Annotated in this window: 12 protein-coding genes; 8 read left to right on the forward strand and 4 right to left on the reverse strand. The window is 72.0% G+C overall.

From position 1 onward, the window contains the following. Positions 1–1112 precede the first annotated feature (1112 nt). The 4 genes from ACIA8F_RS09585 (at position 1113) to ACIA8F_RS09600 (ending at position 9825) form a co-directional block, all read left to right on the forward strand. On the forward strand, positions 1113–3317 hold the full coding sequence (locus tag ACIA8F_RS09585) for a discoidin domain-containing protein (protein ID WP_399377715.1): 2205 nt from the start codon (positions 1113–1115) through the stop codon (positions 3315–3317). 278 nt (positions 3318–3595) lie between these two features. Continuing rightward, positions 3596–5770: a discoidin domain-containing protein gene (locus ACIA8F_RS09590; RefSeq protein ID WP_399377716.1), complete on the forward strand. Its 2175-nt coding sequence runs from the start codon at positions 3596–3598 to the stop codon at positions 5768–5770. Positions 5771–5916: 146 nt separating this feature from the next. Next, positions 5917–8355 (forward strand): glycoside hydrolase family 3 C-terminal domain-containing protein, encoded by a 2439-nt coding sequence (locus ACIA8F_RS09595; protein WP_399377717.1) that lies wholly within the window; start codon positions 5917–5919, stop codon positions 8353–8355. A gap of 183 nt (positions 8356–8538) precedes the next feature. Then, positions 8539–9825, forward strand: coding sequence for an ABC transporter substrate-binding protein (locus tag ACIA8F_RS09600; protein WP_399377718.1), 1287 nt, complete (start codon positions 8539–8541; stop codon positions 9823–9825). A 25-nt stretch (positions 9826–9850) separates the two neighbouring features. Here ACIA8F_RS09600 and ACIA8F_RS09605 read toward each other — a convergent pair whose 3' ends face one another. The 3 genes from ACIA8F_RS09605 to ACIA8F_RS09615 are packed head-to-tail and all read right to left on the reverse strand — an operon-like array spanning position 9851 to position 15302. After that, positions 9851–11146: an MFS transporter gene (locus ACIA8F_RS09605; protein WP_399377719.1), complete on the reverse strand. Its 1296-nt coding sequence runs from the start codon at positions 11144–11146 to the stop codon at positions 9851–9853. Next, a complete protein-coding gene (locus ACIA8F_RS09610) occupies positions 11143–14190 on the reverse strand; it encodes a DUF6271 family protein (RefSeq protein WP_399377720.1) in 3048 nt (1015 codons plus the stop codon). The genes ACIA8F_RS09605 and ACIA8F_RS09610 overlap by 4 nt, the downstream gene beginning before the upstream one ends. Further along, positions 14172–15302, reverse strand: a complete 1131-nt coding sequence (locus ACIA8F_RS09615; RefSeq protein WP_399377721.1) for a phytanoyl-CoA dioxygenase family protein — start codon at positions 15300–15302, stop codon at positions 14172–14174. Before ACIA8F_RS09615 ends, ACIA8F_RS09610 begins: the two co-directional genes overlap by 19 nt. 507 nt (positions 15303–15809) lie before the next feature. On the opposite strand from ACIA8F_RS09615, the gene ACIA8F_RS09620 reads away from it, so the two are divergent. The 4 genes from ACIA8F_RS09620 to ACIA8F_RS09635 all read left to right on the forward strand — a co-directional run bounded on the left by ACIA8F_RS09620 (position 15810) and on the right by ACIA8F_RS09635 (position 19445). Continuing rightward, on the forward strand, positions 15810–16673 hold the full coding sequence (locus ACIA8F_RS09620) for a hypothetical protein (protein ID WP_399377722.1): 864 nt from the start codon (positions 15810–15812) through the stop codon (positions 16671–16673). A gap of 82 nt (positions 16674–16755) precedes the next feature. Continuing rightward, the gene (locus tag ACIA8F_RS09625; RefSeq protein WP_399377723.1) at positions 16756–16986 is read left to right on the forward strand and encodes an acyl carrier protein; all 231 of its coding nucleotides are present in this window, start codon (positions 16756–16758) and stop codon (positions 16984–16986) included. Positions 16987–17002: 16 nt separating this feature from the next. Further along, positions 17003–17611, forward strand: coding sequence for a 4'-phosphopantetheinyl transferase family protein (locus tag ACIA8F_RS09630; protein ID WP_399377724.1), 609 nt, complete (start codon positions 17003–17005; stop codon positions 17609–17611). A 235-nt stretch (positions 17612–17846) separates the two neighbouring features. Next, positions 17847–19445: an alpha/beta fold hydrolase gene (locus ACIA8F_RS09635; protein WP_399377725.1), complete on the forward strand. Its 1599-nt coding sequence runs from the start codon at positions 17847–17849 to the stop codon at positions 19443–19445. A gap of 211 nt (positions 19446–19656) precedes the next feature. Here the strand turns inward: ACIA8F_RS09635 and ACIA8F_RS09640 are convergent, their stop codons facing one another. Further along, positions 19657–22884, reverse strand: a complete 3228-nt coding sequence (locus ACIA8F_RS09640; protein ID WP_399377726.1) for an FG-GAP-like repeat-containing protein — start codon at positions 22882–22884, stop codon at positions 19657–19659. Between the last annotated feature and the right edge of the window lie 112 nt (positions 22885–22996).

The following is a 22996-nucleotide window of genomic DNA, read 5'->3' on the forward strand; positions in this document are numbered from 1 at the left end:
GAGTACGCCCCGCAGGCACCTGCTCTGCTCTGCCCGGGTCCGGCCCTGCCTGGCCGGCCGGTTCCCTGCCAGGTCCGGCGCTGCCCGGTCCGGCAATGCCCCACCTCGGCCCGTAAAGTCCGGCCTCGTCCGGCACTGCCCGCCCTCGGCCCCGCCCAGCCCGACCCCTGCCCCGCCGCCGGCGCTCCGCGCTGCCGCGCCCTGCCGGCCGGGCCGTGCCTACAGGCGTCCGCCTTGATCCGCGGTGAGTACGCCCCGCAGGTGCCTGGTCTGCCCTGGCCCGGGTCAACCCCTGCCTGGCCGGCCGTTCCTGCCAGCTCCGGCGATGCCCGGTCCCGCGCTGCCCGGTCCGGCAAGGCCCCACCTCGGCCCGTCAGCTCCGGCCTTGCCCGGCACTGCCCGCCCTCGGCCCCATCCGGCCCTGTCCTCCCTCTGCCCGGCCCCGGTGTCCTATCGCTCCTCGACCCGGCCCGGCTCCGGCCCGGCCTCGCTTGCTCCCGCTCTGCCTTGCCGTGCCCCTGCCCGCCTGCCGGCCCTCTGCGCTGCCGCGCCCGGTCGGCCGGGCCGTGCCCGCACGCATGCGCTTCGGTCGCCCGCTCGCGCCTGCCCGGCCGCTGGCTTTCCCTGCCTGCCCGTTCCCTACCGGGTGCAGACTCTGCCGCCCCGGCCGGCTCTGCCCAACCCGGCGCCGCCCGGCCGGGATCTGCCCTGCCCCTGCCCGGCTCCGCCCAGTGCAGCGCATGCCCGCGTACCGCCACGCGGCACGCCGGGGTGTCGCCCCGGGACACGCTCCGGCTGCCCGCCCGCGCCGGGCGGTCCGCGGACCGCCCGACCCCCGCCGGGCCGGCCCGCTCACCGCGGCCCGCGCCCGGACGGGACCCGCGCGAACCCCGGCCGCAGGAACGGAAGGTGACGGTCCGTAAGAGATGCGTACGCATCGCGCGGTGCCGCTTCGGACGATCCGCCGCTTGCGGCCCACGCATCCACCCATTCCCACCTCGGAACTTAATGAAAGATGAAAGAAAAGCCGTCACGCTCCTTGACCGGCCGATCGCGTTACGGGCAAGGTCTGGAGAGCGCTCTCCCGTTTCAGGTTCGTTAAAGGAGCACCAATGCCTACTGGCATACCTGTCGATGCGTTGCCCCGCGGACGGCGTCCCGCTTCCACCCGGAAGGGGATCGCCGCGGCGGTCACGACCGCCCTCTTCGGCAGCCTGCTCACCCTGACCCCCGCCGCCCCCGCCGCCTCCGCCGAGGCCGCGCCGGTTTCCCAGGGCAAGACCGTGACGGCCTCCAGCCAGGAGCACTACGGCACCCCGGCGGCCGACGCCGTCGACGGCAACGACGGCTCGCGCTGGTCCAGCGCCGCCTCCGACGCCCAGTGGCTGCAGGTGGACCTCGGCGCCGCGACCGCGCTGAGCAAGGTCGTCCTGCAGTGGGAGGCCGCCTACGCCAAGGCGTACCGGATCGAGCTGTCGCTCAACGGCACCGACTGGACCACCGCCCACTCCACGACCACCGGCGCCGGCGGCACGGAGACCGTGAACATCACCGGGACCGCCCGCTACGTCCGCATGCAGGGCGTCACCCGGGCCACCGGCTACGGCTACTCGCTCTGGGAGTTCAAGGTGTTCGGCACCGGCGGCGGAGGAACCGGCCCGACCCTGCCGGGCGGCGGCGACCTCGGCCCGAACGTGCACGTCGTGGACCCCTCGACCCCCGGCGTCCAGGCCAAGCTGGACCAGGTCTTCCAGGAGCAGGAGTCGGCGCAGTTCGGCAGCGGCCGCCACGCCTTCCTCCTCAAGCCCGGTACGTACAACAACATCAACGCCCAGATCGGCTTCTACACCCAGATCGCCGGCCTCGGCCTGCGCCCGGACGACACCACCATCAACGGTGACGTGACGGTCGACGCGGGCTGGTTCAACGGCAACGCGACCCAGAACTTCTGGCGCGGCGCGGAGGGCCTGACCGTGAACCCGGTCAGCGGCACCAACCGGTGGGCGGTCTCACAGGCTTCCTCCTTCCGCCGCATGCACGTCAAGGGCGCGCTCAACCTGGCGCCGAACGGCTACGGCTGGGCCAGCGGCGGCTACATCGCCGACTCCAAGATCGACGGCCAGGTCGGCAACTACTCGCAGCAGCAGTGGTACACCCGCGACAGCACCATCGGCGGCTGGTCCAACAGCGTGTGGAACCAGACCTTCTCCGGTGTCGAGGGCGCGCCGGCCACCGGATTCCCGGAGCCCCGTTACACCACCCTCGACACCACCCCGGTCTCCCGCGAGAAGCCCTACCTCTACCTCGACGGCAGCGAGTACAAGGTGTTCGCGCCGGCCAAGCGCACCAACGCCCGCGGCACCACCTGGGCGGGCGGCACCCCGCAGGGCGACTCCGTCCCGCTCAGCCAGTTCTACGTGGTCAAGCCCGGCACCACGGCCGCCACGATCAACCAGGCGCTGACGCAGGGCCTGAACCTGTTGTTCACGCCCGGCATCTACCACGTCGACCAGACCATCAACGTGAACCGCGCGAACACCATCGTGCTCGGCCTCGGCCTCGCCACGATCATCCCGGACAACGGCGTCACCGCGATGAAGGTCGCCGACGTGGACGGCGTCCGCCTCGCCGGCTTCCTGATCGACGCCGGACCGGTCAACTCGCCCACCCTGCTGGAGCTCGGACCGCAGAACTCCTCCGCCGACCACGCCGCCAATCCCACCACCGTGCAGGACGTGTACATCCGCGTCGGCGGGGCGGGCGCCGGCAAGGCGACGACCAGCGTGGTCGTCAACAGCGACGACACCATCGTCGACCACACCTGGGTGTGGCGCGCCGACCACGGCGAGGGCGTGGGCTGGGAGACCAACCGCGCCGACTACGGGGTGCGGGTCAACGGTGACGACGTCCTGGCCACGGGCCTGTTCGTCGAGCACTTCAACAAGTACGACGTGGAGTGGTACGGCGAGCGCGGCAAGACGGTCTTCTACCAGAACGAGAAGGCGTACGACGCCCCGAACCAGGCCGCCATCCAGAACGGCAGCACCAAGGGCTACGCCGCCTACCGGGTGGACGACTCGGTGACCACCCACGAGGCGTGGGGCCTGGGCAGCTACTGCAACTACAACGTGGACCCGAACATCCGCCAGGACCACGGCTTCAAGGCCCCGGTCAAACCGGGCGTCAAGTTCCACAGCCTGCTGACGGTCTCGCTCGGCGGCAACGGCCACTACGAGCACGTCATCAACGACACCGGCGCGTCCACGGTCCCGGCCGGCACCTCGACGGTCCCCTCCACGGTGGTCTCGTACCCCTAGCCGTCCGGCCTCCCCCACCGGTTCCGCCGCCCACCCGGCGGAACCGGCCCACGACGCCCCGGGCCCGGTTTCCGCCCTGCCGCCGAGGCCCGGGGCACCACCGCACCACAGTCACCACAGTCACCACAGTCACCAGCGCCTCCCCCGCCCCACCGCCTCCCCCGCTCCGCCGTCTCCGCCGACCCGCCGGAGGCGCGCCCGACTCCCCTGGGCCGGGTGACCAGACCTCCGCGCCCCGGCCCAGGGGCATTCCCCCGCAATTGACACCAGGAGCCGCAATGTTCCCCCCTCCCTCCACCAGAACCAGTCCCCGTCGCACCCGCGGCGCGGCCGCCCTCGTCGCCCTCGGCGCGCTCTTCGCGTCCTCGCTCACCCTGGTCGGCGCCCCGACCGCGGTCGCCGCGGAAACCCTGCTCTCCCAGGGCAAGCCCGCCACCGCCTCCTCCCAGGAGGGCGAGGGCTACTCCGCGGCCGCCGCGTTCGACGGGAACCTCACCGGCACCCGCTGGGCCAGCCAGTGGCGCGACGCCGAATGGATCCAGGTCGACCTCGGCGCGAGCCGCAGCCTCAGCCGGGTCGTCCTCACCTGGGAGGGCGCCTTCGGCAAGAACTACGAGATCCAGGTCTCGGACGACGGGACGAACTGGCGCACCGCCAAAGCCGTCACCGGCAGCGACGGCGGCACCGACGAGATCGCCATCTCCGGCAGCGGCCGCTACGTGCGGATGAACGGCCTGACCCGCTCCAGCGGTTACGGATACTCCCTCTGGGAGTTCCAGGTCTACGGCAGCACCACGGCGGAGCCCCCGGCCCAGGGCGCCGTGCGCGTGGCCGGCTCCCAGGGCAACTGGCAGCTGACCGTCGGCGGGCAGCCGTACACGGTCAAGGGCCTCACCTGGGGCCCGTCCTTCGCGGACGCCCCGAAGTACATGCCCGACGTGAAGTCCATGGGCGTCAACACCATCCGCACCTGGGGCACGGACGCGTCGAGCAAGCCCCTGCTCGACACGGCCGCGGCGAACGGCATCCGGGTCATCAACGGCTTCTGGCTGCAGCCCGGCGGCGGCCCCGGCTCGGGCGGCTGCGTCAACTACGTGACCGACGCCGCGTACAAGAGCAACATGCTGACCGAGTTCGCGAAGTGGGTGGACACCTACAAGTCGCACCCGGCCACGCTCATGTGGAACGTGGGCAACGAGTCCGTCCTCGGCCTGCAGAACTGCTACAGCGGCACCGAGCTGGAGGCGCAGCGCAACGCCTACACCACGTTCGTGAACGACGTGGCCAAGAAGATCCACAGCATCGACCCGGACCACCCGGTCACCTCGACCGACGCCTGGACGGGCGCCTGGCCGTACTACAAGCGCAACGCCCCGGACCTCGACCTGTACTCGATGAACTCCTACGGCAACATCTGCAAGGTGAAGCAGGACTGGGTGGACGGCGGCTACAACAAGCCCTACATCATCACCGAGACGGGCCCGGCCGGCGAGTGGGAGGTGCCGAACGACGCGAACGGCATCCCCGACCAGAAGACCGACGTCCAGACCGCCGAGGGCTACACCACCGCCTGGAACTGCATCACCTCGCACCAGGGCGTGGCCCTGGGCGCCACGATGTTCCACTACGGCATCGAGCACGACTTCGGCGGCATCTGGTTCAACCTGCTGCCCGACGGGCTCAGGAGGCTGTCGTACTACGCGGTGAAGAAGGCGTACACCGGTTCCACCGCGGGCGACAACACCCCGCCGGTCATCAGCAACATGGTCGTAGACAAGGCCTCCAACGCCCCGGCCGGCGGGGAGTTCACCGTCCGCGCCAACATCAGTGACCCGCAGAACGACCCCCTGACGTACAAGGTCTTCCTCAGCGGCAACTACGCCAACGGCGACAAGCGTCTGGTCGAGGCGCAGTGGCGCGCGACGGGCAACGGGACCTTCGCGGTCACCGCTCCCGAGAAGCTCGGCGTGTGGAAGGTCTACATCCAGGCCGAGGACGGCCACGGCAACGCGGGCATCGAGACCAAGTCCGTCAAGGTCATCGCCCCGCCCGTGAGCGGCACGAACGTGGCGCTGAACAAGCCGACCACCGCCTCCTCCTTCCAGACCAGTTACGGGGACTGCCCCTGCGGGCCGGCCAACGCCACCGACGGCAACACCACCACCCGCTGGGCCAGCGACTGGAGCGACCCCCAGTGGATCAGCGTCGACCTCGGAGCCTCCAAGGCGATCCGCACCCTGCAGCTGGTGTGGGACCCCGCGTACGCCAAGTCCTACGAGGTGCAGCTCTCCGACGACGGCACCAACTGGCGCACGGTCTACTCCACGACGACCGGCAACGGTGACATCGACACGATCAACGTGTCGGCGAACACCCGCCACGTACGGCTGAACCTGACCGCCCGCGGCACCGCCTGGGGTTACTCCCTCCACGAGTTCGGCGTCTACAGCTGACCGTGACGGCGCGGCACTGAACGCGGAGTACCGGCCGTCCTGACCCGGCCGGCCCTCCGTACGGGCCCGGCCCGCCCCGTCTGAACAACGGGGCGGGCCGGGTCTTCTTCCATGGGTGAGGAACGGATGACGTGAATGGGGTGGGGATGAGCGAGGACATGCTCGATCGGCTGCTGGAGAAGCTCGATCTGGTGCAGAAGGTGCGGCTGCTGTCCGGGGCCACGACCTGGCGGACGGCCGGCGAACAGGCCGTCGGCCTGCGCGAGATGGTGACCTCCGACGGCCCCGCGGGGGTGCGGGGAGAGGCCTGGGACGAGCGGCTCACCTCCGCGCTGCTGCCCTCGGCCTCGGCGATCGGTGCGCTGTGGGACGAGGGCCTGGTCGAGGAGCTGGGGGGTCTGCTCGCCTCGGAGGCGGTCCGCAAGGGCGTGGACGTCGTCCTCGCGCCGACGCTCAACCTGCACCGCACACCCTTGGGCGGCCGGCACTTCGAGTGCTTCTCGGAGGATCCCGTACTGACGGGCCGCACGGGCGCGGCGCTGGTCCGGGGCATCCAGGCCGCGGGGGTGGCGGCCACGGCCAAGCACTACGTGGCCAACGACTCCGAGACCGGCCGGATGCACGTGGACGTACGGGTCTCCGAGCGGGTGCTGCGGGAGGTGTACCTGGCTCCCTTCGAGGCCGCCGTCGAGGCCGGCGTGTGGCTGGTGATGGCCGGCTACAACAGCGTGAACGGCGCGACCATGACCGCCAGTCCGCTGCTCGCCGAACCCCTCAAGGGCGACTGGGGGTTCGACGGAGTGGTGGTCTCCGACTGGGGCGCCCTGCGGTCCACCGTGGAACCGGCCCTCGCCGCCCTCGACCTGGCGATGCCGGGACCGCAGGGCCCGTGGGCGGAGTCCCTCGTCCGGGCGGTGGAGGACGGTCTGGTCCCCGAGCGGGCCGTCGACGAGAAGGTGCGGCGCCTGCTGCGGCTGGCCGGACGCGTGGGGGCGCTCGGTACGAGCCCGCGCCCGCGCACTCCGGCGTTCGGGCCGGACGACACCCGGACGCTGCTGCGCCGCACCGTGGCCGCCGGATCCGTCCTGCTGAGCAACCGCGCGGTGCTCCCGCTCGACCCGGCCTCGCTGGCGACGGTCGCCGTCATCGGCGTGCACGCCGGCTCCCCGCGCCTCCAGGGCGGTGGCAGCGCGGGGGTGTTCCCCGCGCACGCGGTCACCCCCCTCGACGGGATCCGGGCCCGGCTGGAGGGGCTGGCCCGGGTGGTGCACGTACCGGGTCCGGGGCTCGGTGTCCCCCCGGCGCCGCTCGGGACCGGCTGGTGCAGCGATCCGCGCTCCGGGGAGCCCGGTGTACTGCTGCGCCTCCTGGACGAGGCGGGCCACGAGCTGCATGCGGAACACCGCTTGTCGGGGCGGCAGTTGGAGCCGCCCGTGGTGCCCGCGGCGCGCACGGTGGAGATCAGCGCGCTCGTACGGCCGCAGGCGGCGGGCGAATGGACCTTCGGCATCGCCGGCTTCGGCCGCATGACCCTCGCCCTGGACGGCCGGACCGTGCTGGACGGCGCGTTCCCGTGCACCACCGACGACCCGGCCGTCGTCCACGTGAACCCGCCCCTGCACACGGTGCGGACGACCCTGGACACGACGCAGCCCGTGCTCCTGACGGCCCGGCGCGAGCTGGTCCCGGGAGCCGGGCGCGCCACGGTCGTCGCGGCGGCGCCGCCGGAGCCAGGGGCGGCGGCCGCGCTCGCCGAAGCGGTCGGCGCGGCTCGTGACGCGGACGCGGTGATCGTGGTCGTCGGCACCACCGAGCACACCGAGACCGAGGGCCACGACCGCGGTGACCTGCGCCTCGGCGGCCACCAGGACGCGCTGGTCCGCGCGGTGGCGGCGGTCAACCGGCGCACCGTGGCCGTGGTGAACAGCGGCGGACCCGTCGAACTGCCCTGGCGCGACGAGGCGGGCGCGGTGCTGCTCACCTGGTTCCCCGGGCAGGAGGCGGGCACCGGGCTCGCGGACGTCCTGTTCGGGGACGCGGAACCGGGCGGCCGCCTCCCCACCACCTGGGCCGCCGCGCTGGCGGACGCGCCCGTCACCCACGCCCACCCGGTCGACGGCCGGCTCTCCTACGGCGAAGGCGTGCACATCGGGCACCGGGCCTGGCTCCTCACCGGCCGGCGGCCCGCGTACTGGTTCGGCCACGGGCTGGGCTACACCACATGGGAGTACGGGGCGGTCGAGGCCCCGGCGGCCGTCGCGGAGGGCTCCTCCTTCACGGTCCGGGTGGGGTTGCGCAACACGGGCGACCGGCCCGGCCGCGAGGTCGTACAGGTCTACCTCGCCCGGCCGCGGTCCGCGGTCGAGCGCCCCGCCCGCTGGTTCGCGGGGTACGCCGCGGTCCACGCGGAGGCCGGCGCCTGGGCGAGCGCCGTCGTGGAGGTCCCGGCCCGTGCCCTGCGGCACTGGTCCGAGGCCGAGCGGTCCTGGCGCACGGAGCCGGGTGCGTACGAACTCCTGGTGGGCCGCTCGGCGGGCGACCTGACCTGGAGCGGGACCCTGCACCTCCACGACGGGGTGGGCTGAGGCGCGCAGGCGTCCGGTTTGGGGCGGAGCGGTGGACCGGAAAGTTCCGTTCGGCTGCAACTGATTGGCTACTGAAGGGATTTGCCGAGGCCACGGTGCGGACTCGTTCGTGCGGAACCCTGTGAAGACGGCGCGAAAGTGGTGTAGACCTACGCCCTGCGAAGGAGCGAAGAAGGGTGGGTCATGAGGGTGAAGCGTCGTGGGCTGTGGGCATGCGGAGCCGGCTGTCTGGCAGTGGTGGTGCTGGCCGGCTGCGGGATGTCGTCCGATCCGGGCTCGGCGAAGGTGGTGCTGCGGGTCGTGGCCGCCGACTACGGTGACAGCCCCGCCAACTCCTCCGAGCCGTACTGGAAGGAGCTGGCCTCAAGCTTCGAGCAGGCGCATCCCGGCGTGCGGGTGGAGGTGAGCGTCCTGTCCTGGAACGACGTGGACGCGAAGGTCGCCGAAATGGTCCGGGCGGGCCACGCGCCCGACATCGCGCAGATAGGCGCCTACGCCGACTACGCGGCGGCCGGAAAGCTGTACCCGGCCGACGAACTCCTCTCGGTCCGCACGGAGGCCGACCTGCTGACGCCGCTCGCACAAGCGGGCAGGATCCGCAGTGACCAGTACGGGCTGCCGTTCGTGGCCTCGACCCGGCTGATGTTCTACAACACGAAGCTCCTGGAGGACGCCGGGGTCATCGCCAAGGGCGCGTCGTGGCAGCCGCGGAGCTGGAGCGATCTGACCGCGGCGGCGAAGAAGCTCAAGGGCGACGGGGTGCGCACGCCGATCGCGCTGCCCCTGGGCCCCGAGGAGGCACAGGCCGAGGCGATGCAGTGGATGCTCGCCGGCGGTGGCGGTCTCACGAACGACTCCGAGAGCTACGTCATCGACTCGGCCGCGAACGTGCGGACCTTCGAGTTCCTGCGGGACGGCCTGGTCGGTGCCGGGCTGACCGGGCCGGACGAACCGGGAAAGCTCGACCGCCAGAAGGCCTTCGACGCCTTCACCCGCGGGGAGGTGGGGATCCTCAACGGCCACCCCACCCTGGTGAAGCAGGCGACCGAGAAGGGCATCAAGCTCGGAATGATCGCCCTGCCCACCGCGGACGCCTCCGAGCCGCAGGCGATGGGCGTCGCCGACTGGGTCATGGCCTTCAAGAACGGACACCCGAAGGAGTCCGGGCAGTTCCTCGACTTCCTGTACGAGGAGAAGAACGTCACCGCCTTCACCACGAAGTACGGGCTGCTGCCGGTGACGACGAGCGGCTACCGGCGGATGCTCGACTCCGACGATCCCGGTATCGCACCGCTCAAGGTGTTCCTGCGCGCCCTGCCGTCCTCGCGCCTGTACCCGGTGGGCAAGAAGTCCTGGGCCGGGGTGAGCGCCGACTTCAAGAAGAGCATCGGAGGAGCCGTACGGCGGGACGCACAGCCGGCGAAGGTGCTCGGCGACATCGCCGAGGGAGCCCGCAAGGCGGACGGCTAGCGGCCCGCGGGCGCAGGAGTCCCCGTCAGCCTCCCTGGGCGGGGACGGCGGGGACCGTGGATGCGGCGGGCGGGGCGGGGTGTCCGGGGGTGCGGGTCAGGGCGCGGATCGCGGGGACGCAGAGCATCGCGGCGATGCAGACGAGGCCGACGACCGAGGAGAAGAGCAGGACGCGGTCCGCGCCGTAGGCGTCCGCCGCCGGGCCGGCCAGGGCGCGGCCCAGCGGGATGACCATGATGGAGCCGGCCACGTCGTAGGCCGAGACGCGGCTGAGGACGGCCAGGGGGATGTGGGTCTGCACGCTCGTCGCCCACATCACGCCCCAGAAGGCGAACCCGCAGCCGGCCACGACCCCGGTCACGGCGGTGATGGTGAAGGACCAGCCCAGCGCGGGGGCGAGCGGGTTGAGGGAGAAGAAGAACATCGCGCAGGCTCCCGCCACCAGCGGGCGGCGCGGCCTGACGCGCATGCCGAGCAGGCCGCCGACGATCGTGCCGGCGCCGTCGGCGGAGGCGATCCAGCCGTATCCGCCCGCTCCGTGCTGTTCGGTCAGCAGGGCCGCGCCCAGCGGGAGGGCCGGTCCGAAGACGAAGAGCCCGTACACCGCCCAGATGGCGATGACCCCCCACAGCCAGGAACGGGACCGGAACTCGTGCCAGCCGGTCGCCAGCCGCTGCCACAGCGGATCGTTGCCCTCGTCCCGGGCGGTGCCGAGCTTGCGCAGCGGTGCCAGGCCCAGGGCGCTGAGGGCGTAGGCGGCCGCGATGACCACGAACGAGCCCGCCACGTCCCAGTAGGCGACGAGCAGGCCGGCGAGGCCGGGGCCGAGCAGGGTGCAGATGGCCTCGGAGACCCGCAGGAGCGCGTTGGCCCGCTGGATGTCCTCGGCGACCTGGGGCACCAGGCTCGCCAGGCCGGGCTGGAACATGGCGGTCGCGGCGCCGCTGAGGGCGAGCAGCGCCATGATGTGCCACAGCCGTATGTCGGTGGTGATCAGCAGGACCGCGAGCGTCAGCATGGCCACCATGCGCACCACGTCCGCGCCGACCATCATCACCTGGGGGGTGAAGCGGTCGGCGAGGACCCCGCCGAACAGGACGAGCACGACGATCGGCGCCATCCATGCGGCGAGCGCGTAGCCGACGCCGCCGGCCCCGTACCCCGCTCCGAGCACGGCGGTGGTCAGGGAGACCATCAGCATGCCGTCGCCGAGCAGGGAGGTGCTGCGGGCGGTGAAGAACAGCCGGAAGCGGGCCGACCGCCACGGGCTGGGGGGCGGGGAGCCGTGCTCCGGTGTCGAGGGTGCCTCGTCGATCGTCATGTCGTATCCGCCGGAGGCCGGCCGGTCCCTTCGGTGAGAGTGTGCTGACGGAGCCATGCGCTGCTCCGGTCCGCCTCCGCGGGCGGGTTCTGGACGATCACGTACCGGTGCGGGGCCAGTACGCCGGGGCGCCCGGGGAGTGCGTCCATCAGTGCGGCGTGCGCCTGCTCGGGGGTGAGCGGGGTGCTGCCGGCGGCGATGTACGCCGTGAGGCTCCCTCCGGGTGGCGCGCCGTCGTCGGGGGTGTCCGCCGTGACGTGTACGGGCAGGCCCGCGAGGGCCTTGCTCAAGGTGGCCGCCACCAGTTGCGGTGAGGTCCAGCAGCCGTCGATCCGCTGCCACCCCGGCCCGCGTTCGACCGGCCGGACGCCGGTCACCTCGGTGAGGGAATCGAGCGGTACGTCGTGGTCCGCGGCCTCTTCGAGGAGTCGTACGAGGCCGGTGAGCAGGGCTTCCGCCCCGGCCGGTCCGAGCAGGGCGGGGTCGGCCCACAGGTCCAGGTGCACCGCCGGTTCGATGGCGCGTACGAAGGCCAGGGCGCGGGTCGGCAGGACCTGTTCCGGCCCCCAGGCCAGCTCCAGTTCGGGCGCGGCCTGTTCGTTGCCCGGCTCCGCGGGGTGCGGGGAGGGCGCGGCCGGGAGGGTGCTGACGTCGTTGAACACCACGTCGCGGGTGAATCGGCTGCCGCGCGCGAAGGTGGTGTCGCCGATCATCTCCCAGAGGGCGACCGCGTCGAACTGACTGTGCCGGTAGGCGTTGAGCGCGGCCCCCCATGCCTTCTTGACCAGCACGTCGAAGGTCGGGACCTGCACGTCGAGGAGGAGCAGGGCGTCCTGGGAGAGGGTGTTCACCGCCTGTGCGAGGCGGGGGTGGTAGCGGTTGGAGGTGGGCACGGCCATGACGCACGCGCTCTGCCGCGTGCGGTGGGCGATGAGCACGGCCCAGGCGGACAGCAGCACGGTGGACGGCAGGGCTCCGGTGCGGGCGCAGACGCGGGCCAGGGCCCGGGCGGCCCGCTGTGAGCGCAGGGTGAGCCTCGGCATCGGCGCTTCGGTGCCTTCGGCGCCGGGTTCCGCGAACATCGCCTGCGGGCCGGTGCGGATGACGCGTTCCCAGTGACGCAGTGAGGCCGCGGAGGTGCGCAGGCCCGCCGGGCTCGCCTCTTGGGCCGCGAGGTCGAGCGGGGTGAGCGAGGCGGGTGGGTCGAGCGGCGTTCCGGCGAGCAGGGCGAGCCATTCGCGACGCAGCACCGTGAGGGCGCCGACGTCGGTCAGGGCGTGGCTGGCGGCCATGGTGACGAAGGCCGGGGCGCCGCGGAGGGTCACCAGGGACAGGCGGAGGGGGAAGTCCCGGTCCAGCCGGAAGCGTTCGACGCGCGCCCGGCGGGCCAGCGAGTCGGCGTATCCGGCGGCGTCGTCCGGCAGTTCCGGGTGGTCCAGGAGGGTGAGCGTGAACGTGCCCCGGTCCGCGACGGCTTGTTCGCGGGGTGTTTCCCCGGGGGCGTGCGGGAAGGTGGTGCGCAGGGCCTCGTGCCGTACCACCAGGGTGCGCAGGGCCTCGACCACCGCGTCCGGTCCGGTGCCTTCGGGGACCGGCCACACGTCGTGGATGTTGATGTGCTCGGGTTCGTCCCTCAGCATGCAGCGGACCATGTTGGCCTGTCCCATGGTGAGGGGGCCCCGGCGCACCTCGCCTCCGGCGTACGCGACGGTGATGCTCCCGGCCGTCGGACGGGTGGGATCGGCGGTGAGGGGCGTCGCCCGCGCGGCGCGGGTCAACCCGGCCCAGGAGTCGATGAGGAGGGCGAAGTCCTCCATGTCCCGGACTGCCTCGTCGAGGAGTTGGGCTCGGCGTCCGGCGAGGGCGTCGGCGGCGGTGGCGTACCGGCCGCCGAGGGCCCGGTAGGAGCGTTCGAGGACGTCGAGACGTCCGGCGTTCTCCGTGGGGTCCACGCGGGTGCTGTCCCTGACCAGGCCCGCGACCAGGTCGGCCCGCAGGTGGCCGTCGGCGTCCAGCAGGGCGTTTCCGGCCGCCTTCGTCGCGGCGTACACGCTCTGGAGGTGTCCCCCGGCGAGGAGGAACTTGGCGAACCTGATCTGGTAGGCGAGGAAACCGGCGTCGGTCCGGCGGTCCTTGGTGTGGAAGTTGACGATGTGCCGGTTGTGCAGGACGCCCGGCAGGCGCGCGTCGTGGACCAGGTGGGTGAGGACGTAGTCGCTGCCGATGGTGTCGGTGGCGGGTGACAGCGGGACCCGGCCGTAGACCTCCCGGTCGAGGGCGATGTTGCACATGTCGACGTGCGTCGGGGAGACACTGGTCAGTGTGGTGAGGTCGCCGGTGAACGAGGTGGTTCCGGCGCCGCGGAAGGACTGCGCGATCTGGTTCCGGCGCCAGATCTCCGGGAGGCCGGCGGGCAGCGAGAGGCCGATGACCTCCTCGTACACGGCCGGGTCGAGGCGGCGGATCTCCTCGACGTCGACGGACATCTCGCCGACGAAGGAGCCGCCGACCAGGGCCACGGGCCGGTGGGCGCAGGCGGGGTCGAGCCTGCTGCGGGTCACCAGGCCGGAGACCTCGGCGGCCGGGCGGCCCAGGGCCGTCAGCTCGTGGTGCAGGGGGAAGACGGGCTCGCCGTCGAGGTACTGGTAGCGGCTGTCGGAGTCCCGGCGGTGGACGGACGTGCATCCCAGGGCCTCGGCGAGGAGGAAGGCGCGGTTGGTGCAGGCCCCGTAGGAGATGCGGGAGGGCAGCATCAGGTCGAGCAGCCGCTCCGGTGCGTCGGCGCCGGAGCGGGAGGTCACCTCCTGCAGGAAGCCGCGCTGTTCGTCCTCGTCGAGGTGGTGCACGACCACCCCGGGGACCGGCGGCAGGGCGGCCACCGCCGCCCGGTGCCCGGCGAGCGCCGGGGCATCGGAGGAATCGAGGATCAGGAGGTGGACCTCGACGTCGAAGGTGCGGGCCCCGTGGGCGGCTTCCTCGGCCACGGCGAGGAGGGTCTCGGTGCAGGCCCGGTTGGTCGGCAGGGTCAGACAGACACGGCGCATGCCGCCTCCCCGCTGCCGTCCGCGCCGCTCGGCGGGGCCCCCGGTCCGACGGTGTCCGCCGCGCCCGGGGCTGCGACCGGGTCCTTCCAGGAGGTGAGGCCGAGCAGCCGGCTGCCCAGGTCGTTCAGTTCGGCCGTCGGGTACCGCTTGGACTCGTGCAGGACGGGGTCACCGACCAGGGTGCGGTTCCATCGCGGGGTCCGCAGGTGCCGCCAGGACTCGACGCGGGAGCGCCTGAGCCGCTCGTGTTCTTCCAGGGCGGGCATCATCGACAGGTACTGGACCGCGCGCACCTGGTCCACGGACACGTTGCGCGCCACCCCGTGGGCGAGCAGGCCGTTCCAGATCAGCAGGTCGCCGGGGTGCAGGTCGGGCCGCACCACGGGGTACTCCGCCCGGTCCACGTCGGGACGCAGCGGATCCCGGTCGGCGGGCCGGCCGACCTTCCACTCCTCGAACCGGCGGAACAGCTCGGGGCAGCACTGGAAGCCCCCCGACTCCGCTCTGGTCTCGTTGAGCGCGATGATCCCCTGCACCCGCTGCGGGGGCACCCCGAGGGTGGTGTCGATGTCCCAGTGGAGGTTGATGTCGAAACCGCGCTCCGTGGGTTCGATGAGGGCGCGGTCGCGGTTCCTGACGTTGGGCGGGTTGAGGTTCAGCCGGTCCTGGGTGACCCACAGCTCCTCGCAGTCCCACACGTCGACGAAGGCGTCGTACACGCGCTGCGCCTGCCGGTTGTCCCACAGGAGCTGGTGGTGGTAGGCCTCCACGAAGCCGTACACGAGCAGCTGCCGGTCCAGTTCGGAGCGCATCGGCCGCTCCTCGTACCAGCTCTCCGGCCGGTGGGGGTCGAGGCCCTGGAACTCCCAGGTGAAGTCGAGGAGTCGTTGCGCGGCCTGCGCCGGGACCGCCTCGCGGACGATGACGTAGCCGTAGGTCTGCCAGTGGGCGAAGTCCTCCTCGGACAGGACCCGCAGCGGTCTCGACTTCTTCATCTCCCGCAGGGTCGTCTGCGCCAGGTACGACTCGCCGTCCGCGCTGAAGTACGGCAGGTCCGATGCCGCCCGGTGGAGGTGGGGGCGGCGAGGTCGGCTGGGGGCGGGAGGCGTCATGTGGTCACTCCAGAACGGGAGTCGGGGGAGGTGGCTCGGCCCGGCAGCGGGCACGGGTGGCGCGGGACCGCGAGCGTTCTTTCCCCGGCCGGTGGGCAGCACGGGGCGGGCCCCGGCGCGGAGCCGATGGGGCACTGCGTGTACGGACGACGGACGACAGAGCCGTGGCGCGGGTTGGAGGACCACACCGTTCGGCGGGATTGGTTTAGACCATAGCCTCTGCCAAATGGGTTCTCAACCAGCGGAGTTGCGTTGCAGCAAAGATCACGGATTGAGGGGGAAGCGCTCCGGATGGCTGCCGAATCTGGTCTAGACAATAGGAGCACGGACGGCTTAGTGTCCCCTTTGCGCAGTCCGGTCCCGCCCACGGGACACCGACCGGCCCGTTCGCCACCGCACCCGCAGCGCGGTCCGCGGCGACACCGTGACGCACGCGTCCCAGCCGTCCGGTCGGCATCCGAAGACTGTCCGCGACGCCCACGCCCATGCACAGAGGGAGCGGATTCCATGAGCACACCCAGCACCACCACGGCCCTGCCGGACGGCGGCCTGAAGAGCCCAGGTGCGGGCCTGGTCACGCTGGATCCGGTACGCACCGCACTCCTGCACGGCCTGGACCAGCTGCTCACCGGGCTGGCCGCACGGCTCCACGCACCCGAGGTCGTCGGCCCTCCCCTGCTCTCCACGGAGGGCCTGACGCGGCTCGACTTCTTCCGGAACTTCCCCCATCTCGGCGTCTCCGCGGGCCGGTTCACCCCGGACGCCTTCGACGCCCTCGCCGCGGGCGAGACGCCCGGAGAACTGCCGCTGAGCCCGACCGGCTACCTGCTGCCCTCCGCCACCTGTTACGGACTGCTGCTCTCCCTGGAGGGCAGGGACGTCGGCGAAGCGGGCCTGCGCCTCTCCGCCACGGGGCGGTGCTTCCGCAACGAGACCCACTACGACGGGCTGCGCCGGCTGTGGGGCTTCCACATGCGCGAGGTCCTGTACCTCGGGACCAAGCAGGGCGCCCTCGAACACCTCGGCCACGGAGCCGAGTTCATCCTCGAAGCCGCCGACCTGCTCGGACTGGAACTGACCAGGGCGGTGGCCGACGATCCCTTCTACGACAAGGGCGGCTCCCGGGCCCGCCTCATGGCCCTGGACCCCGTCAAGCACGAGTTCTCCGCCCCGGACGGCACGGCCATCGCCTCCGTGAACCGCCACCGCAACTTCTTCGGCGAGCGGCTCGGCATCCGGGCGGGCTCCGAGGGCCCGGCGTACAGCGCCTGCGTCGCCTTCGGCGTCGAGCGCTGGGTGCACGCGATGATCCTCGCCCACGGAACCCCCGAACAGGCCCTCGACCGGCTCCGCACCGCAACCCGCCCCTGAGCGGAGCCGCACGAGCCCCGATCCCCTGCCCGTACCGCGTCACCTCGCGCCATCCGCAAGAACAGCAAGGAGCGACCTCCCCATGGAACGCATAGCGACATGGCTGCACGAGAAGAACCCCGGCCTCGAAGGCCCCATCGACGCCGACGAGGACCTCATCGAGGCACGGCTCATCGACTCGATGGACTTCCTGGAGTTCATCGACCTCCTGGAGGAACTGTCCGGAAGCACCATCGACCTCCAGGAGGTCACCATCGACGACTTCCGCACCCTCGGCCGGGTTCAGGAACGCTTCCTGAGCACCGCCGGCTGAAGACCCCGCACCCCCGATGACCGACGGCCGGGACACGGGTCTCGCCGTGGTGGCGACCACCCGGGAGGTCCTCGCCCATCCCGGCCTGCACGAGACGCTGCTGGCCCCCTGGGAACAGCAGCGGATCGCCCGCATCCGGATACCGGAACGCCGCCGGGACGTGGTGGCGGCCCGGCTTCTCCTCCGGCTGTGCGTCGCCCGCCACACCGGCCTGGCCTTGGGCGCATCGGCGCCGGCCCAGCTCTGTCCCGGCTGCGGCCGGGCCGGCCACGGGCGCCCGTACCTGCCCTGCCGACCGGGACTCGGCCTCAGCATGAGCCACGCCGACGGCCTGGTCGCGGCGGCCGTCGGCCCGGGGGCCGTCGGCATCGACGTCGAGCCCTCGACGCGCCGCCCCGGGCCCCCGGGGGTACTGAGCCGTCTCCTCCCCGAGTCAGACCTCCGCGAGGCGGCCGCAGCGCCCGATCCGGGCCCTGCGCTGCTGCGGCTATGGGTCCGCACCGAGGCCGTACTGAAGGCCGGCCAGGACGGCCTGCACGTGCTCACCTGGTCGGACCCCGAAAGAGCAGCCACCGCCGCGGTCGCCGCGGCGGCCCCCATGACCGTTCGGCAGGTCCGGGCCTAGAGCCGACCTCATCGACATCGACATCCGCATGCCCGAGACTTGCGGACATCAGCGCCACGACACGGACAGTACGTCGACAACTCCTTCTCCATACACGTCCGTTGACATGATCGAGGGCTGCCACTGACATCCCCCGAGCGAGCTACTCGCCTTGCCCTCCCCGGGGTGACGCGCGGTACCGCCCCCTCCTTGTTGACTCGTTCGCGTCAGCCGGTCGAGCAGCCAAGGACAGAACATGACCACCGCCCCTCGTTCCACCACCCACCGTTCTCCCGCCGCACGGGCCTCGGGCCGACGGCTCGCCGCCGCGGTCGTCACCGCCGCCCTGGCCGGCAGCGCGCTGACCGCCTGTGACGGCAGCGACCTGAAAGAGGGCGCGCCGTCTCCCGTCGACGCGGGTGCCGCCAAGGCGATGGTCTGGGGTGCCTGTCCGGCCCCGGCCGCCGGTCAGACCCGCAACCCCGCACTGCAGTGCGGAACCCTCGAAGTCCCGCTCGACTACAAGAACCCGGGCGGCCCGCAGATCGAGGTGGCGATCTCCAAGCTGGCCGCCACCAACAAGACCCGGCGCCACGGCGTCCTGCTGCTCAACCCCGGAGGCCCGGCGCTGGGCGGGCTGTCCATGCCGGAGACCATGGCGCCGACCCTTCCGGCCTCGGTGCGGGAGCAGTACGACCTGATCGGCTTCGACCCCCGCGGGGTCGAGCACAGTACTCCGCAGAGCTGCAAGCTGCCCACCCCCTCGGTCGCGGCGATCTTCCCGTACCCGGCCGCGGACGGATCCATCGACAAGAACGTCACCCTGGCCAAGTTCTACGCCCACCAGTGCAAGGACACCCTCGGCAGGGACCTGCGCCACTTCACCACGGCCAACACCGCCCGCGACATGGACCGCATCCGGGAAGCGCTCGGCGAGCAGAAGGTCTCGTACTGGGGCCAGTCCTACGGCACCTACCTCGGCGCCGTCTACCGCTCCCTCTTCCAGGACCGCACCGACCGGATGATCCTGGAAGGCAATATCGACCCCGCGAAGGTCTGGGCCCGCGAGGTGTCCGAAGGCTGGGGGCGGGGCATGGCCGAGCGCTTCCCCGACGCCGCCGCCTCGGCCGCCGCGCAGCACGCCACCCTCGAGCTGGGCGCCACCCCCGCCCAGGTCACCGACACCTACCTCACCCTGGCTGCCAGGCTCGACCGTACGCCCGCCGCGATCCCGGGCGCAGCAGTGCCGCTGGACGGGGCGCTGCTGCGCAACGTCACCTACGCGCTCCTCCTGCACAACGAGACCCTGCCGGTGGCCGCACGGTTCTGGAGGGCCGCCGCCGACCTCGCCGACGGCAATCCCACGGAAGCCGACGCCGCGGTCCTCAAGCAGGTACTGACCGAGCCGCCGGCCGCCGACGGCATTCCCGCGGACAACCAGGCCACCATGTTCCTGGCCCTCACCTGCGGCGACGCCGAGTGGCCGCAGGACGTCGCCGGGTACGCCGAGCGCAGCGCCGCCGACCGCGGGCAGTGGCCGCTGACGGCGGGCATGCCCGCCAACGTCTGGCCCTGCGCCTTCTGGGAGAAGCCCGCCGAGAAGCCGGTCGCCATGACCGCGGGCCCCCGCAACACCCTGGTCCTGCAGAACCGCCGCGACCACGCCACCCCCCGGGCCGGCGGCGAAGGCATGCACAAGGCCCTCAACTCCGCGCTCGTCGACGTCGACAACGGCGGCCACTACGTCTACGACGCCGGATCCGCCTGCGCCGACCAGGCCACCATCACCTTCCTCACCACCGGCCGCCTCCCCGGCCAGGACACCACCTCCTGCACCGACGCCAAGGTGAGATGACGGCCTGGCGCACGGCTGTGCCCGGCTCCGGACGGAGGCGGGCGATCACGGCCGGCGGCCGTACGGTCCACGTGTGTCCTGCTCGGACCCTACGGCCCCCCGGCAGCCGGTCGTCGTCCGCGGCGGCGCGGGCCACCCGGGATACCCCCGTGGTTGCGCGGCGCTCCCGGCCGAGTGGGGTCGGGAGCGCCGCGGGCGGTGGGCTGAGGCGTTATGAAGGGTTGGTGTTGGTCCAGGCCCAGACGGCTCCGTTGCCGGGGTCGATGTCGAGGTAGTCGTCGCGGCCGTCGCCGTTGATGTCCGCGAAGTGGATGTGACTACCCGGGGCCGAGCGGGCTCCGCCCGTGGCCGCGGGCACGCCGGCCGCGACGATGCCCTGGGGGTTCCAGGCCCAGCCGCTGGGCGAGCTGCCGCTGGGTCCGGCGTTCTGCCAGCCGCGCACGGAGCTGTCGTCGTTGACGTCGAGGTAGTCGACCCGGCGGCTGCCGGTGGGGTCGTTGGGATAGGTGTAGAGCCGGGCGAGCCGGATGTGGCTCGCGGGTGAGCCGACGCCGGGGGCGATCTGACCGATCGGGTTCCAGTTCCAGGGGTCGATGGGTGAGCCGGGACGGTAGCCGCCGTTGGACCAGGCGGTGATGGAGCCGTTGGCGGCTCCGAGGACCACGTAATCGTCCCTGCGGTCCCCGTCGACATCGGCGAGGCGTACGTTCTCGCCGCGGGCGCCGACTCCGGAGGCGATGCGTCCCCGGGGCTGCCATGCCCAGCCGCTGTCGGATGCCGCCGAGGCGCCCTGGTTCTCCCAGAACGTGACGGCGCCGGTGTCAGGGTGGATGGTGAGGTAGTCGTCGTCCCCGTCACCGTCGATATCGGCGAAGGTGACCTCGCGGCCGGGGACGCCGACGCCGGGGGCGATCCGGCCCTTGTAGTGCCAGTCGTACCTGTCCGGTCCGCCGTTGAGCCACGTGTACACGGCGCCGTTGGCGGAGAGGTACACATAGTCGTCGCGGGCATCGGCGTCGATGTGCGCGAACAGGACCCGGCCGCGCTCGCCGTTGGCGATGGTGCCGAGCGGGTTCCAGTTCCAGTCGCCGCTGCCGCCGGGAGGCGGGCCCGCGTTGAGCCACATGTCCATGGCTCCGCTGATCATGTCGAAGACGATGTAGTCGGCGCGGGCGTTGTCGTTCGGTCCCGTACGGGCGTGCACGCGGCCGAACATGACCCGCGCGGACGGAGCGCCGGTGCCGGCGGCGATGCGTCCGCGGGCATACCAGGCCCAGCCGGTGGCGGGGCCGCCGTTCTCCCACAGGGTCACCGAACCGTCATCCCGTCCCATGGACAGATAGTCGGCGCGGCCGTCCCCGGTGACATCGGCGAGGACGACCTGCTGGGCGGGTACACCGACCCCGGACGCGATGGTGCCGGCCGTGTCCCACGCCCAGCCGGAGTCCGAGGACGAGGAGGGCCCGTTGTTGATCCAGGCCTGGACCGAGCCGTTGTCCTTGCCCATGACGAGGTAGTCAGCCCGGCTGTCGCCGTTGATGTCGGCCATCCGGACCAGGCTGCCGGGCGCGCCGACGCCGGGGGCGATCCGGCCCGCGGGATTCCACGTCCAGCCTGAGGGAGAGGGGCCGCCGTTGAGCCAGGCGACGATGTATCCGTTCCCGCCTCCGCCGATCTGCAGCAGGTCGGCCCGGTGGTCACCGTTGATGTCCGCCAGCTCGACGATGTCCGTCGGCGCCATCGGCGGCCCGATCAAGCCCAGGTAGTTCCAGGTCGGGGTGCCGGCAGGGTTGTCGCTGCCATTGAGCCAGGCCGCGATCCGCCAGTCACCGCCGACCTTGACGTAGTCGTCACGACCGTCGCCGTTGAGATCGGCCAGGTGGTAGGTACTGCGCGGGCCCGGTGGGTCGGCCCCCGGCTGCGGATCGGGGTTGATCGAAGCCCCGTACCCGGAGGCGATGATCCCCTTGGCGAACCAGTTCGGCGCACCCAGTCCGCCGCCGTCGCCGGGATCGCCTCCCGGTGCCGGGTTCACCCAGCCGCCGACTTCGAGGGAGCGGATGCCTTCGTAGAAGATGTCGCCCATCTTGCGGTAGCCGCTGTCATTGGGGTGCAGCAGGTCCGCCAGGTCGGAGACCTCGACGGGGTCCATGTCGACCATCCACACGTGCTTGCCGGCGTTCTGTCGCTCGGCGACCACTCCGGGGATGGAGTTGTTGTAGGCGGCGATACGGCCCTGGACGACCGGGTCGCGGGCGGGGACCAGGGTGGAGACCACGACGGCCACGTCGGGCTGGTCCCTGATCACCCGGTCGATCAGCTCACCCAGGCGACGAGGTGCGCCGGCCGGGTCGCGGTTGGTGTTCATGTCGTTGGTACCGATGTGCAGCAGCACCACGTTGGGCTTGTAGGTGGACATCGCGTTGTCCGTGATGCCGGCGATGTTCTCGATGAGCCAGCCCGAATGGCCCTCGTGGTCGTTGTCGGGGACCGCCCCGTCGTGCTGCGAGCCGACGAAGCTGGTGAGGGTGTGGGTCTGGTTCCTCAGGTCCTCCCACAGGGGGCCGCGGTATCCGGCTCCGTTGGAGCTGCCGGCACCGTAGGTGATGGAGTCGCCCAGCGGCAGGATCCGCAGGTCCGGCGGCTCGGCCGCGGCCCGCATCATCCCGACCTGGACCGCGTAGTGATCGGCCTGCTCCCCGGGACGGCGCTCCACCGGATGGTCGGCGATCCGCTCCGAGGACAGGACCCAGTCGAGTTCACGGCCGCTCTGCTGCGTGGGCAGGCCGGTGGCGTAGCGGTAGGAGTTGGCCGGCTGCGCGAACCGGCCCGGCTCCGTGTTGAAGTCCGCGCCGATGGTCCACGGCCGGCCCCCTGCCGCGTCCGCCATCGCCTGCGTCATCGCGGGCGCGTCGGCCGCGGAGCCGGACAGGGCGTGAAAGCTGTAGTACCACTCGTTGCCCAGACGGATGCCGAGCGCGTTGCGCGCCGTGCGACCGGGATCGTTGTTGGTGATGATGCGCACTTCGTTCGCCAGTTGCCTCGTCACGATCGCAAGGTTGTTGCGCCCTCCGACGTAACTGCCGCCCGTGATGTCGGTCTGCAGGTAATAGATGTGGAAGGTCACGGGGTCCCGCCCGTCCCGGACGTTCCAGTCATGGCGCTGGACGTACCCGGACCTGCCGGGCGCGGCGGGGTCGATGACGAGGTTCTCCACGAACGTGCCGGGCGGTTCGGGTCCGGCCTCCTGGACCATGACGACATCGGCGGCTATCGCGTAATTCCTGATGGTGTTGTGCCACTTGCTGTCCCTGCCCGCCGTCGCTCCCTGCAGGTTGTAGGTGATCACCCCCGTCGTCCGCAGGGGCCCGGCAAGGGCGGGAGCGGCCGTGCCCAGGGTGACCATCAGACCGGACAGGAGCGCCAGGACCAGGGTCACGGCGCCAGGCGCCGTACGACCGCGACCGCCGGGTGGGCGGCCCCGGGACGTCCGGTCACGCGGGGAAGGGAATCGGGAAGGAGGCACGCGTCGTCCTGCTTTCGGCGAAGGG

Source organism: Streptomyces sp. NPDC051563 (assembly GCF_044454225.1).
Classification (GTDB): Bacteria; Actinomycetota; Actinomycetes; order Streptomycetales; family Streptomycetaceae; genus Streptomyces.

Excerpts from the sequence above, each read along its gene's own strand:
- ACIA8F_RS09615 (WP_399377721.1), bottom strand. The coding sequence starts at position 15,302 with ATGACGCCTCCCGCCCCCAGCCGACCTCGCCGCCCCCACCTCCACCGG.
- ACIA8F_RS09610 (WP_399377720.1), bottom strand. The coding sequence starts at position 14,190 with ATGCGCCGTGTCTGTCTGACCCTGCCGACCAACCGGGCCTGCACCGAG.
- ACIA8F_RS09630 (WP_399377724.1), top strand. The coding sequence starts at position 17,003 with ATGACCGACGGCCGGGACACGGGTCTCGCCGTGGTGGCGACCACCCGG.
- ACIA8F_RS09590 (WP_399377716.1), top strand. The coding sequence starts at position 3,596 with ATGTTCCCCCCTCCCTCCACCAGAACCAGTCCCCGTCGCACCCGCGGC.
- ACIA8F_RS09625 (WP_399377723.1), top strand. The coding sequence starts at position 16,756 with ATGGAACGCATAGCGACATGGCTGCACGAGAAGAACCCCGGCCTCGAA.
- ACIA8F_RS09585 (WP_399377715.1), top strand. The coding sequence starts at position 1,113 with ATGCCTACTGGCATACCTGTCGATGCGTTGCCCCGCGGACGGCGTCCC.
- ACIA8F_RS09620 (WP_399377722.1), top strand. The coding sequence starts at position 15,810 with ATGAGCACACCCAGCACCACCACGGCCCTGCCGGACGGCGGCCTGAAG.
- ACIA8F_RS09600 (WP_399377718.1), top strand. The coding sequence starts at position 8,539 with ATGAGGGTGAAGCGTCGTGGGCTGTGGGCATGCGGAGCCGGCTGTCTG.
- ACIA8F_RS09605 (WP_399377719.1), bottom strand. The coding sequence starts at position 11,146 with ATGACGATCGACGAGGCACCCTCGACACCGGAGCACGGCTCCCCGCCC.
- ACIA8F_RS09595 (WP_399377717.1), top strand. The coding sequence starts at position 5,917 with ATGAGCGAGGACATGCTCGATCGGCTGCTGGAGAAGCTCGATCTGGTG.
- ACIA8F_RS09635 (WP_399377725.1), top strand. The coding sequence starts at position 17,847 with ATGACCACCGCCCCTCGTTCCACCACCCACCGTTCTCCCGCCGCACGG.